The following is a 13,186-nucleotide window of genomic DNA, read 5'->3' as shown; positions in this document are numbered from 1 at the left end:
CTAGACCAAGCAAATAAATCATTATGACTTTATTTATGTTTCTCTTATTATAAAAAAAAGCCCTCAAATTTTCATGAGAGCTTTTTTAATGCATCGATTCAGCTTACTTCGCCATTTCGCCCCATGCAGGTACAACCGTTTGCATCAATGGCTTTAACATTTTTAATGAAGATGCCAGAACCTGACCATTTTCCATTGAATCATTGCCACCACGGGCATCGACCACAACACCGCCTGCTTCTTTGACAATCAATTCACCCGCAGCTATATCCCACGGTTTTAGACCTACTTCAAAGAAGCCATCAAAACGACCCGCAGCAACATAAGCCAAATCTAACGCAGCAGAACCTGCACGACGAATATGCGCTCCCGCTTGAGTCACTGCTAGCAATGAAGCAAAATGTTGCTCGGCATAAGATACCACTTCGCCATTACGCATTGCACGATACGGATGACCCACTGCTAAGAAAGCATTTTCTAGATTGTCACGGACATTGACACGGATACGGCGCTGATTCATCACAGCACCACGACCACGACTCGCTGAAAATAATTCATCGCGAACTGGATCGTAAATCACACCGTGTTGGGTAATGCCTTTATGTTGCACAGCAATAGATATACAAAAATGTGGAAAACCGTTGATAAAGTTTTGTGTGCCATCTAATGGGTCAATCACCCAACACCAGTCAGCATCATGACCTTTGCCTTCTTGTAGGCCAAACTCTTCACCTAGAAAGCTGTGGTTCTTATAACTTTTACGTAAAGTATCAATGGTCAGTTGTTCTAAATAACGGTCAACACGTGTTACTGGACCTTCAATGCCTTTTTCTTCAACTTGTAGATCGAGCTTATGACGATTTTGATGTGCTTTTAAAAGCTCTTGACCAACTAATTGAGCTGCACGCGCAGCCATGACCACCATAGGTTCCATTGAACACCCACTACAAGTTTGAAGATTTTGACAAAGAATAATGCATGAAAGCGCGCAGATTCTATCAAATTAGCGCGCTTTTGGGTAAAAAATGTTAGGATTTTTTTAACTGAAGAATTTAAGCTGTCTGTACAAGCTTTAACCACACTTTTTCTATGGCTTTCTGGATGCCTTCCGCATCTAGCCCACAGTTCTGTAACATCTGTGCATGTGTGGCTTGAGCCAGAAAACTATCAGCTAAGCCTAAGTTCAGTATTGGTTTCAAGATTTGTGCCTTGGCCAAAAACTCATTTACGGCACTGCCTGCACCTGCCATAACCGCATGCTCTTCAACTGTCACAAATAAACTGGTTTTTTCTGCGAAATCACGAATGATTTGTTCATCCAATGGTTTTACAAAGCGCATATTGATGACACGTACCCCAATATCATGCAATTTGCTGAGTTGAACAGCCGCTTCAATAGCTGCCGTCACACGACTACCAAAGGCTAGAATGCTAATTTGTTCATCATATTCAGCATGATATTCAGCCACAATTTCAGCTTTGCCTATTTCGAGCGCGGTCAATGTTTGCTGAATTTCTACACCAACTCCATTACCACGTGGGTAACGCACAGCAGCAGGCCCATGATGTAAGTACGCAGTATGTAGCATTTGGCGACATTCATTTTCATCTTTAGGTGCCATAATCACAATGTTTGGCACGGTACGCATATAGGCATAATCATAGGCACCTGCATGCGTTGGACCATCTTCACCCACTAAACCCGCACGATCAATACCAAAAGTCACATCCAGATTCTGTAAGGCAACATCGTGAATCAGTTGATCATAACCGCGTTGCAAAAAGGTCGAGTAAATTGCCACAACAGGTTTTAAGCCTTCACACGCCATGCCCGCAGCCAAGGTGACTGCATGTTGCTCAGCGATCGCTACATCAAAGAAACGTTCAGGATATTGCTTGGCAAATTTCACCATGCCTGATCCTTCACACATCGCAGGGGTAATCGCTAAAAGTCGATCATCCTGCTCCGCTTGATCACATAACCATTGCCCAAAGACATCAGAATATTTTGGAGGTAATTTTTTTGCTGGCGCAGTCGCGACTGGTGCAATTTTGGTAATGGCGTGATAGGTGATCGGATCAGCTTCGGCAGGCTTAAATCCTTTGCCTTTTTTAGTATAGACATGAACCAGACGAGGTCCTTTACGTTTTTTCAGCGCATTGAATACATTGACCAGTTGTTCGACATCATGTCCATCAAAAGGACCAAAATAATCAAAACCAATGGCTTTAAATAAGTTATCTGCGGCATCAGTAGCAGACTGATGTAATCGTGAATTATATGTCCATTGTGGATGGGGCTGTACATAAGCCTCACCCTCGTCATTGATATTGACTGAATGGCCATGTTCCCAAATGGCTGCCAAATGTTTGGCAAAACCACCTGTGCTACAGGAGATGGACATGTCGTTGTCATTTAAAACCACAATTAGATCTGCATCATGTGCCACTGCATCATTCATGGCTTCAAAAGCCATACCTGCGGTCATGGCGCCATCACCCACGATACACACCACTTCGCATGGATTTTGCTGATAACGGCGCGCAAGTGACATACCCAATCCTGCCGAAATTGCAGTCGAAGAATGCCCAACACCAAAAGTATCAAATACAGATTCTTCCCGCGCAGGAAATGCAGCCAGACCATGCTGCGCACGAATCGTGGTCAATTGTTCACGACGCCCCGTCAATGCTTTGTGCGGATAAGCCTGATGACCCACATCCCAGATCAAACGATCATGCGGGGTATTAAAACTATAATGAAGCGCAACTGTCAGCTCGATCACACCTAAATTTGCGCCAAAGTGCCCGCCACTTTGTCCTGCCGCATATAAAATAAACTGACGCAACTCATCAGCCACTTGAGTCAATTGGCCTTGCTCGAGCTGACGTAATTGTTGTGGATGATCAACTTCATCTAACAATGGCGTAACAGGGCGTTGAGTTGGTATTTCGGTATACAACATATGTGGCAAAGCCTTTTTAAGCCTGGCAAATCCTAAGCTGGGTAAATGGGATTCGATATGATGAATGACATCATAATCTTATCGAATTTAAAGTCACCTTCAATCAGCCACATTTCTAACAAGGTCGCAGGGAAATTTTCCCTGCGGCGTGGTTGGCTAGATTATCCAGAATAATCTTACTGTTTATCAACTATTATCGTGTGCATTATACAAAAAAGAAATTATTATGCATAAATTCAGCAGTTCAATTCTACCAATATATGACCAGTACGCTATACTTTAGCCGTTTTCCTGATGAGATATGTAATTAGTGGCTATCGAATTTGTCGCAACGTCAAAACTCCCGACCAAGTTTGGTGACTTCAATATTTCGGTGTTTCAAGATCCTGAAACGGGTGAAGAGCATGTCGCATTATCCAAAGGTTTAGAAAGTGCGCCGAATGAACCTGTGCTGGTGCGTATTCACTCTGAGTGTCTCACGGGCGATGCTTTTGCCTCCCTCAAATGTGATTGCGGCCCGCAGTTGCAGGCGACACAACAGCTCATTAATGATACGGGTAAAGGCGTTATTTTATATTTGCGTCAGGAAGGCCGTGGTATTGGATTGACCAATAAAATCCGTGCTTATGCCTTACAAGATCAGGGACACGACACAGTCGATGCCAATCTTTTATTAAATCTTCCTGCGGATGCACGTCACTATGATATGTGTACCATTATGCTGGATCATTTGCAGGTCAAAGCAGTTAAATTAATCACCAACAATCCTCTCAAATTAAAAGCTTTGACTGATTTGGGGATCAATGTAGTTGAGCGTGTTCCACTCACGGTTGGACGTAACCCATTTAATGAACATTATTTAAAGACCAAACGCGAACGTATGGATCATTTATATAAAAAAGATGATTTCTAATTTCACGTTATTCTCGCATTTACATTGCAAGGGATTTTATTCATTGACTGAATAAAATCCTTTTTTTACTTATTCTCACGCTTTCTTTATGCTTCATCTAAAGAAAATAAGATCATTTGAGGTCATCATGCAGCATCCAACTTCGGCTGATATTCTACGAGTACGTGAATTTTTACTCGACCTACAGGCACGGATTTGTGCTGCATTAGAACAACAAGAACAACGCGGCGGCGGTTCTGCACAATTTATGATTGATGACTGGCAACGTGCAGAAGGTGGCGGCGGACGCTCTCGTGTTTTGCAAGACGGAGAAGTGATCGAAAAAGGCGGCGTGATGTTTTCACATATTGATATTCGCCAACTCCCCTCTTCTGCGACACAGCGTCATCCCAATATCGCAGGTGCCAAAGCGCAAGCATTAGGCGTGTCATTGGTGATTCATCCTAAAAACCCCAATATTCCCACTTCTCATGCCAATGTGCGTTTATTCGTGGCTGAACCCGAAGGTCAGGAACCGATCTGGTGGTTTGGCGGTGGTTTTGATTTAACGCCGTTTTATCCAGACAATCAAGACATCAAACATTGGCATCAAACTGCTTTTGATTTGTGTCAGCCTTTTGGCGAACATGTTTATGCTGAACATAAAAAATGGTGTGATGATTATTTTTATTTGAAACATCGTGATGAACAACGTGGGATCGGTGGTTTATTTTTTGATGACTTAAATCAGTGGGATTTTGACACTTGTTTTGACTATATCAAAGCCGTTGGCAATGGTTATCTCGATGCTATTCTTCCAATTTTTGAGAAACATCGCGAACAACCTTATACCGAAGCACAGCGAGAATTTCAGTTATATCGACGTGGTCGCTATGTCGAATACAATCTGGTGTATGACCGTGGTACGTTATTTGGTCTACAAACAGGCGGACGAATTGAATCAATTCTAGTCAGTCTTCCTAATCTTGCCGCTTGGTCTTATCGTCCAGAATGGGATGAACACTCGATTGAGAAACAACTCACTGATTATTATCTAAAACCTCATGATTGGTTAGCAGAACTGTAATATTCACTTGCAAATGAGAGTATTTATTATTAAATCGTCTCTTGAATGTTTGCTGTGATGCGTTATGCTGCTAGTACATGAAAGTTCATGTCATTACATGATTGAAAAAAGCCCCCACACAGTAAAGCAGCAACTGTTTGTCATCTTGATTTCATATTGTTTTGATCTAATTTGAAAAAAATGAAAGGGTCATATTATGTCTAACATTTTAGAAAAGCATCGTATGCTGGTTTTATATGCCTTGATTGCTACTGTAGTGATTTCTTCTGGTATTACCATCGAATATGAAAATGTTTATTCAGACAGTATTTCGATTTCTGTGACTGTGCTTGCTGGTATAGGCTTATTTTTGGCTGCTGTGATTTTCTTCATTGAAGAAATTGAATCCATTTGTAATCCATAATATTCCGATACGATCAAAACTTCGATATAAACCCCTGCAAAATTTCACACATCATGTTGTTGTAAATCACAGTCTCCAAACACCCTAAATTTAAAGCATCCACAAACATAAAAGCCGCCTGATTCAGACGACTTTCATCTATGTTTAAATTTTAAATATTATTTAAATCAAGAACCTGCCAACTTAAACTCAATCCGGCGGTTACGAAATTTACCTTGTTCAGTTTCGTTATCTGCCACTGGATGTTCAGAACCATAACCTACTGCTTTTAAGCTTGAACTACTTACGCCTTTTCCAGTTAAATAATCCACAACTGCTTGCGCACGTTTTTGTGAAAGCGCTTTATTGGTCTCAGCATTCCCCGTTGAGTCGGTATAACCTTCTACATTTAAGGAAAGATTCGGCACTTTTTGCAATAACGTCGCAGCCTGATCCAACACGGCTTTATTGGCATCTGGAATATCAGCAGAACCACTAGCAAAATTAATAATTTGCATATTTAATGCGTGAACGATCTGTTCAGGCGTTGAAGATTCATTGAGCCCAGACAACGCCTGCGTACTGGCATCAATACTATTATTCACAGACTGTTCAACATTTAAAGGAGCAGCTGAAACGACATTTAATTCAGGCGCTAATGCTTTAATTTTTTCAATCAGATCTTTTAGAGCATTTGCATCTGGTGCATTCACCGTGAGTTGATCCCCCACCCATGCAATACTTGCGTTTGGAACAGCTTTAACCAAGTTTAAAATACTTTCTAGTTTATCTTGTGCAGGTAACTGTGCGGCATAAGCTGAATCTGTGGCGATATTACATTGGGTGCCTGCACCAAAGACTTTAGCCAATGCCGCTTGCAGCATAGAACCCAGACCATTATCACCTACATTGGACTGACAACCTAAAACCTGATTTCCTGTTCCAGAAGTCAAACTTAGGGATGCAGGAGACGTAGCAGCCACTGTTGGCGCGACTTCAGAACTTGCTGTAGGTTCTGCAACACTATTTGGTGCAGGTGTCTGTTTTTGGCAAGAACGCCAGAACAATAAAAGTAATAAGGCAAGAATAATTAAAGCTAACCACGGCAGGAACTTTTTAAAGCCGCCTCCCGATGAATCTGCGGGTGGTGTTTTGAATGACTGGCTAGCCGATGCTGTATGAAATAAGCTGCCCAAACCCAAACCTGATAAAATAGGTGCTGACCATGCTGGCAGCTGACTGGTTATTTGAGGTAGATAAGAACCGATATATGAAACAATATTTTCCTCACCCACCTCCTCTTTCAATGCTCTGGCACTGAGAGGAATCGCGTGATTGAAAAGAGATTCGATCGTTGCGGGCTGTAAACTATGATGTTTAGAAAATGCATCCAGAATTTCATTTAAAACGCCTTGATGATTTCCCAACAACTCCTGTAGCGGTGCCTGACTGCCATGTAATATGCTATTTAATCGGTCAGGAAATTTATGAAATAACGCCAGCATAATCGGGTAAAACTGTTTAAGTAATGAGGCCTTTTTATCGATATCGATTTCGAGTTGACTATGGTCGACCACCAACGGTGTCACTCTCTCCGCCAGAAGCTCTAGCGGGTTGAAGTTTGATGTCATTATTGTTCTCCATTTTTGTTGTGTCACAACTTAAATTATTAAGCGATATTATTTATAAGAAGAAATATCCAATAGCGTTTACATTTTGATCAGATCAAAAAAATTAGGCAATTACTCGCAACATAAACACATCATAAAGCTACAAATGCATGCACAAAGGCCTTCTAACAATCTTGCTGAAACCTCATTTATTTTGCCGTCATTTTTAGCGTATAGTGATGCCATTTTTTGATAGTGATGGAGCTTCGCAATGACAGGACAATTTGCGGTAATTGGCAATCCGATTGAGCAATCACGCTCTCCAGAGTTACATTATGCTTTTGCTGAAAAATTAGGGATTACATTGAGTTATCAAAAGCGTCTGGCGCCTTTGGATGGTTTTGAAAAAAGTGTCACTGAGTTCTTTACACAGGGCGGTTCAGGAATGAATGTGACTGTACCTTTTAAAGAGCAAGCCTATGCAATGTGTGACGTTCTTACAGAGCGTGCGCAGATTGCCAAAGCAGTCAATACATTATGGAAAAAAGACGGGCAGTTATTTGGCGACAATACTGATGGACAAGGTCTGGTCGATGCCATTTTAGCGTTAAATTGGTCACTCAAAAATACTCGTATTTTAATTCTGGGTGCGGGTGGCGCAACGCGAGGCGTGATTTATCCATTGGTTAAAGCAGGTGCAAAACAGATCACCATTGCCAACCGCACACTCACCCGTGCAGAACAATTAATCAGTGATCTTGAATCTTCTGTTCCAGAGGCTCAACTGAATATGATGCAGCTTTCTAAACTCTCAGGTGAATATAATTTGGTTATCAATGCGACATCCGCCAGTCTCAGTGGAGAGGCATTAGTGTTACCGTCAGAGCTTAAATTTGATCATGCTTATGAAATGGCTTATGGCAAAACATCCACCTTTATTGATCAAGCCAAAGCTCGTGGTGTGCCAACGGCTGAAGGTTTTGGTATGCTCGTTGGTCAGGCTGTAGAAGCTTTTGCCATTTGGCATGGTGTTAAACCAGAAATTAAAGAATTCCTGTAAATACGTGATTAAATCAACATATAAATAGGCTACGTCCATCTTGGAACGTAGCTTGCTATTTCAAAAATATGGTTCTTATTCAGTCAACATCTGACGATAGAGCTGTTCGAATAATTGATAATCAATATATTCCAAATGCTGTTGAGTCAATCCCTGTAAAGATTGTTCAGTCAGTTTATGTTGATGCGCATCTACAAAGGCCTGCCCTAAGATTTTAGAGGTCTGAATCAACAGTGGACGCGTTGATAAATCAACACCCTCCTGTTTTTCAAAAAGGGCCTGATACTGAACTGCAAACAGTTGTTGCGGTTTTTTATAGCTTTTCTTGAGTTGCTGCCACTGCTGCCGTTCTCCTGACTGCGTCATTGCCTGAGTTACAATCTCATCCACCATAGCACCCAGCTCTTGATCAAATTGCTCATCCACCTCTAAATGATGCTTTTGCTGTAAGGCCTGAATTTGTTTGAGTGCCTGTCCTTGCGGGTTATAAATATCGTCATCGGAGAACCAATACGCATAAACCCGCGCAATATCTTTTAAATCTTGTGCGGAAAAATGTTTCACATATTCAGGCTCATTTGCACTCAAATGAGCAATAAAAATGGCGTTAAATGTTTTTTCATAAGAATGCGTTTGCTCATAAACCTGAGCCGCCAATTGCTGAAGCTGTTCATCCCATGACCATGAAGCATTTGTAGTGGAATCTGTTTCATTCTCTAATGACTGGGTTAGACCACCCACGACTTTTTCAAGAAAAGAACCCTTACTCACTTCACTCAGTGATTTTGCCTGTTTAAGCTGTTGACGAGAAATGGGCGTGCCTTTCCCATAATTACTGACCTGCATCTCCATATTAAAATGCATACGTCGATTGGTTTGAGGCAATAAAAGACTCAGATCATAATCAGCACTGACCAAACGCCCTTGTGCATCTAAGCCCACATTCATCGTCAAAGGTGTGCGCGCTTTGACAGCGGGCAAAGTTTTATCAATTTCAGACTGATGTTTAAGCCAAAGTGCTTTAAATGCTTGATCATCAATGAATTGATTTTGATCATAAGCTGCAAACGTGCTTTCTAATTTCTTTTGTTGAATCTGCTGATCGTTGTTACTGCTTTGAGCGGTGCCGAACAGATCGATTCCATAATATTCTTGACAATAATGGATATCACCGTAGAACATAGATTTTTGAGATCGTTGCAAATCCGTACATTGCGCTTCAGTTAAAAGCATCGAATCCTGACTTTGGCTAAGGTCATGATCTTCAGCATCAGGTAATAACACATCAGTATTTGCTTGAATTTCATCCTCCGTTTGATCGGACTGCTCAGCAAGATCGGACTCTGTAACCCCCAATTTTTCAGTCACCATCGCGTACAGTTTTCGACTGGCATCATGCGCCTCAAGCTCAGGAGACTGATTTGCAGAAGTTTCGGAAGCTTTTGTTGCCAATGCCGCTGCTTTGTTATCTGCCCATTGCTCAAATGAGTTTTCTTTAAAGCCTAATACTGACTGAGTTAAATATTGTGCATTGACTTTATTATAAAGATCAGTTTGCAACATCACTTCTTCTAAGGTACTGTTTATACTTATTTTTCTAACAATTCCTGCTGATCTATCCTGATCACTTAACGGCAAGGTCTGGAACTGTTCAGGTTGAGCCAATACATAAGACACCGCACCTGAAGCTTTGAGATATTCCACCAATTTTTTCAAATCAACTTGTTTAAAAATATTTTGATATTTGGAGAAATCGATATAAGCAAGATTGCTCTGATTTTCGCGATTAACCAAATACGGCATAAATGCAAAATAGTTGGTATAAAATTTATAATCTTTAAAATCCAAAATCATTGGCAATTTCGCCTGTACCAATAATGTTGGCTTTTCATAACGTGCGGTTAAATTGAACGATCCCATTCGTTCACGATAATGTACCGACCCATCGTAACTAAACTGCACATCGTTGAGGATATTGATCCCAATATCCATCATTTTATCTAAATTACCCAAAGACCCCTGATTATTTGCACGTAGGCTTTGTTGCGCAATTGCACCATATAACTGTTGTTTTTGTTGTGCAGAGAGGCGAACTCCTTGTTCAAGCAAAGAGCGATCAATCTTTTGTTGTAGCTTTTGATCAAGTTTTTGCTCAGATGCAGCATTCTTTACGGTATTGTTTTGCGGCTTTGGCTGAATGTTGACTTTAAATTGACCAGAATAATCATAACTTGGGGTTTCATAGATTGCATTTAAACCAGAAATGATACGCTCACGATCGGTTTGATTCACCGAATTGGTTTTAATGACATGTTGAGTGCACCCCGAAAGACTTAAACCAAGTACACAATATGTTAAATATTTTAAACGCACTTTCACGCTTTACACCTTTAATATAGTTATAGTTACTAGCCTAATATGATTATTTTTAAATCAGAACCATACACTCGGACTTTATCAGAAAATCATCAAAAAGCCTTTGTCCAAATCTACAAAATTCGCTTTTCTGACATTTTTTTCATAACCGAGTATCAATGTATTTTTAAAGATGAGTAGGAATAATCCCTAGCATCGATACAGATAATCCAGAACTATTTCTAAATTTAGGATTAAAGACTATGCCAGCGTATAAAGCCCCGCTCCGTGACATTCGCTTCTTAATGAATGAAGTATTTGATTATGCTTCTCACTATAAAACGTTATCTAACGGTGAAAATGCCGATGCAGATACAGTAGATATGATTTTAGAAGGCGCAGCCGACTACTGTGAAAATGTACTTTCGCCGCTTAATCAAAGTGGTGATGAAGAAGGTTGTCATTTTGACAATGGTGAAGTGAAAACACCAAAAGGCTTTAAAGAAGCTTACGACCAGTTCGTACAAGGCGGCTGGCAAGGTCTGTCTTATCCAGAAGAATTTGGTGGTCAAGGCTTACCAATGTCATTGAACCTGATCAAATCTGAAATGATGGGAACGGCGAACTGGTCATTTACCATGTATCCAGGTCTGAGCATGGGCTGTATGAATACCATCATGCAATTTGGTACAGATGAACAAAAAGCGACTTACATGCCAAAGCTGGTTGAAGGGACTTGGTCTGGCACCATGTGTTTAACTGAACCACAATGTGGTACAGATTTGGGACAAGTTAAAGCTAAAGCAGAACCACAGGCAGACGGCACATACAAAATCTCTGGCACTAAAATCTTTATTTCTGCGGGTGAGCATGACTTAACAGATAATATCATTCATATCGTATTGGCTCGTCTTCCAGATGCACCTGCGGGTACACGTGGTATTTCATTGTTCATCGTGCCTAAATTCCTCCCTACTGCGGATGGCGGTGTAGGTGAGCGTAACGGTGTTGTTTGTGGATCAATTGAACACAAAATGGGAATTAAAGCTTCTGCAACGGCAGTGCTTAATTTTGACGGTGCAACAGGTTACCTGATTGGTGAAGTGAATAAAGGTCTGCATGCGATGTTTACCTTTATGAATACAGCCCGTATTGGAACAGCGGTTCAGGGTATCGCGCATGCTGAATTGTCTTTCCAAGGTGCGTTACCATATGCCAAAGATCGTATGTCGATGCGTGCCCTTTCTGGTAAAAAAGATCCAGATAAAGTTGCTGATGCAATTATTCATCATGCCGATGTCCGTCGTATGTTGCTGACTCAAAAAGCCATCGCGGAAGGTGGTCGTTCAATGATTTATCATGCAGCACAACTTGCAGATAAAATGACCGACGCATTAATTACAGGTGACCAAGCTAAATTTGAAGACTATGACGACAAACTGGGCTTCTTTACCCCGATTCTAAAAGGTTTCTTGACTGAGCTTGGTTTGGAAGCTGCGAATCATGGTATGCAAGTATACGGTGGTCACGGTTATATTCGCGAATGGGGCATGGAGCAAATTGCTCGTGATGCACGTATCTCAACACTTTATGAAGGTACTACTGGTGTCCAAGCACTCGATTTGATTGGTCGTAAAGTACTGTTATCGTCTAAAGGTAAAGTCGTTCGTGACTATACTGCTGAAATTTTAAAATTCTGTGGCCGTCATGCACGTAACAAATACTTGCGTCGCTTTGCATGGGATCTCACCAAAATCTGTGCGCAATGGAATACTTTAACTGTCCGCATCATGCTCGCTGCACGTAAAGACCGTGACATCGTTTCATCTGCTTCAGTAGATTATTTAATGTTCTCAGGTTATGCCATGATGGCTTATTTCTGGGCACAACAAGCCGTGATTGCATCTGAGAAACTAGAAGCAGGTGACGGTAAAGAAACACCTGAATTCTATAAAGCCAAAATTAAAGTTGCAGATTTCTACTTTGATCGTTTGTTGCCACGTGCACAAGGTCATGCTGAATCAATGGTTACACCATCTCGTGCATTAACATCATTAGCACCAGAGCATTTTAGTTTTGACTACTAAGTCTCGTTAAAACTCCAGTGATCAAAAAGGATGCCTTTGAGGCATCCTTTTTTTTACTTTTACTTTCTATTTCCATCTAATCAGTAAGCTTAGTCAGGATACGGCTTTTCTGAGGTAAAACGAAATTCTCACCCAAATTTCTACGGTTTTCGCCATTATTTGTATTTTTAATTTTATCCAGATCGGTTTTTATACGTTCAGAGTCGATAATTTTAAAATAAAGGTTTCCTCCACCAAAAACACTGACACTAATTTCTTTCTGAGCACTATCGATTGTCCACGCATCTGGCTGAGATATTTTAGTGTTTTGTCTTTCATCGATCACGATCCGCCCTGTACTAATTCTTTGGCGGTAAGCCGTTCCATCCTGCAATAAGCTGATCACATAATCAATCTGTCCTTCAGGCTCTTTGCAAAGCGCAACTGGATCAGAACAAGGAATGTGTACATGATAACGTCCAGTATATTTCAATGCCTCTGGAGACAATGACGTAGACTTTTTCTAATTCGGCGGTGTTTCAACTGGCAATGTTGCCTGACCAGCGACATCCACCAATTTACTGCCCTGATCTTCGTCATCATGAGCGGAATCTTCTGCAACGGATGACGCTGCCATAGGATCGCTTGATGCAATATCAGGCTGAGCATGATGTTGATCACATGCTGATAATCCGAGACTGAATAACAACACCAATAGCAACCGTGTTTGCATCAACGTAAACCTTACCGAAGCGTTTTTTGAATAAG

Annotated in this window: 11 protein-coding genes; 5 read left to right on the top strand and 6 right to left on the bottom strand. The window is 41.1% G+C overall.

What is annotated here, in order from left to right:
- Window positions 1-103 precede the first annotated feature (103 nt).
- Both JR005_RS06750 and dxs read right to left on the bottom strand, forming a co-directional pair.
- Entirely contained in the window at window positions 104-934 is an 831-nt protein-coding gene (locus JR005_RS06750) for an inositol monophosphatase family protein (RefSeq protein ID WP_004985277.1), read from the bottom strand.
- 118 nt (window positions 935-1,052) lie between these two features.
- Window positions 1,053-2,966, bottom strand: coding sequence for a 1-deoxy-D-xylulose-5-phosphate synthase (gene dxs / locus JR005_RS06745; RefSeq protein WP_218665747.1), 1,914 nt, complete (start codon window positions 2,964-2,966; stop codon window positions 1,053-1,055).
- A gap of 310 nt (window positions 2,967-3,276) precedes the next feature.
- On the opposite strand from dxs, the gene ribA reads away from it, so the two are divergent.
- From ribA to JR005_RS06730, 3 genes are all read left to right on the top strand, one after another.
- A complete protein-coding gene (gene ribA / locus JR005_RS06740) occupies window positions 3,277-3,879 on the top strand; it encodes a GTP cyclohydrolase II (protein ID WP_004985274.1) in 603 nt (200 codons plus the stop codon).
- A 127-nt stretch (window positions 3,880-4,006) separates the two neighbouring features.
- Complete coding sequence (gene hemF / locus JR005_RS06735) at window positions 4,007-4,945, top strand: oxygen-dependent coproporphyrinogen oxidase (protein ID WP_218665746.1); 939 nt, start codon at window positions 4,007-4,009, stop codon at window positions 4,943-4,945.
- A gap of 196 nt (window positions 4,946-5,141) precedes the next feature.
- Window positions 5,142-5,348 (top strand): hypothetical protein, encoded by a 207-nt coding sequence (locus JR005_RS06730; RefSeq protein WP_004985269.1) that lies wholly within the window; start codon window positions 5,142-5,144, stop codon window positions 5,346-5,348.
- 167 nt (window positions 5,349-5,515) lie between these two features.
- Here the strand turns inward: JR005_RS06730 and JR005_RS06725 are convergent, their stop codons facing one another.
- Window positions 5,516-6,958, bottom strand: coding sequence for an OmpA family protein (locus tag JR005_RS06725; protein WP_218665745.1), 1,443 nt, complete (start codon window positions 6,956-6,958; stop codon window positions 5,516-5,518).
- 250 nt (window positions 6,959-7,208) lie between these two features.
- Here JR005_RS06725 and aroE point away from each other — a divergent pair, with 250 nt between their 5' ends.
- Entirely contained in the window at window positions 7,209-7,997 is a 789-nt protein-coding gene (aroE, locus tag JR005_RS06720; protein WP_218665744.1) for a shikimate dehydrogenase, read from the top strand.
- Between the two features lie 75 nt (window positions 7,998-8,072).
- Here aroE and JR005_RS06715 read toward each other — a convergent pair whose 3' ends face one another.
- Window positions 8,073-10,376: a hypothetical protein gene (locus tag JR005_RS06715; protein WP_324064624.1), complete on the bottom strand. Its 2,304-nt coding sequence runs from the start codon at window positions 10,374-10,376 to the stop codon at window positions 8,073-8,075.
- A gap of 239 nt (window positions 10,377-10,615) precedes the next feature.
- Here JR005_RS06715 and JR005_RS06710 point away from each other — a divergent pair, with 239 nt between their 5' ends.
- Window positions 10,616-12,439: an acyl-CoA dehydrogenase C-terminal domain-containing protein gene (locus JR005_RS06710; protein WP_004985260.1), complete on the top strand. Its 1,824-nt coding sequence runs from the start codon at window positions 10,616-10,618 to the stop codon at window positions 12,437-12,439.
- 76 nt (window positions 12,440-12,515) lie between these two features.
- On the opposite strand, the gene JR005_RS14670 is transcribed toward JR005_RS06710, so the two are convergent.
- Window positions 12,516-12,911: a hypothetical protein gene (locus tag JR005_RS14670; RefSeq protein WP_228731770.1), complete on the bottom strand. Its 396-nt coding sequence runs from the start codon at window positions 12,909-12,911 to the stop codon at window positions 12,516-12,518.
- A 30-nt stretch (window positions 12,912-12,941) separates the two neighbouring features.
- A complete protein-coding gene (locus tag JR005_RS14665; RefSeq protein ID WP_228731769.1) occupies window positions 12,942-13,151 on the bottom strand; it encodes a hypothetical protein in 210 nt (69 codons plus the stop codon).
- Between the last annotated feature and the right edge of the window lie 35 nt (window positions 13,152-13,186).

Source organism: Acinetobacter sp. Colony158 (genome assembly GCF_019264745.1).
In the GTDB taxonomy this organism is placed as follows: domain Bacteria; phylum Pseudomonadota; class Gammaproteobacteria; order Pseudomonadales; family Moraxellaceae; genus Acinetobacter; species Acinetobacter ursingii.
Note: the sequence above shows the minus strand (reverse complement) of the source record. Positions and strands in the feature narration are given on the sequence as shown.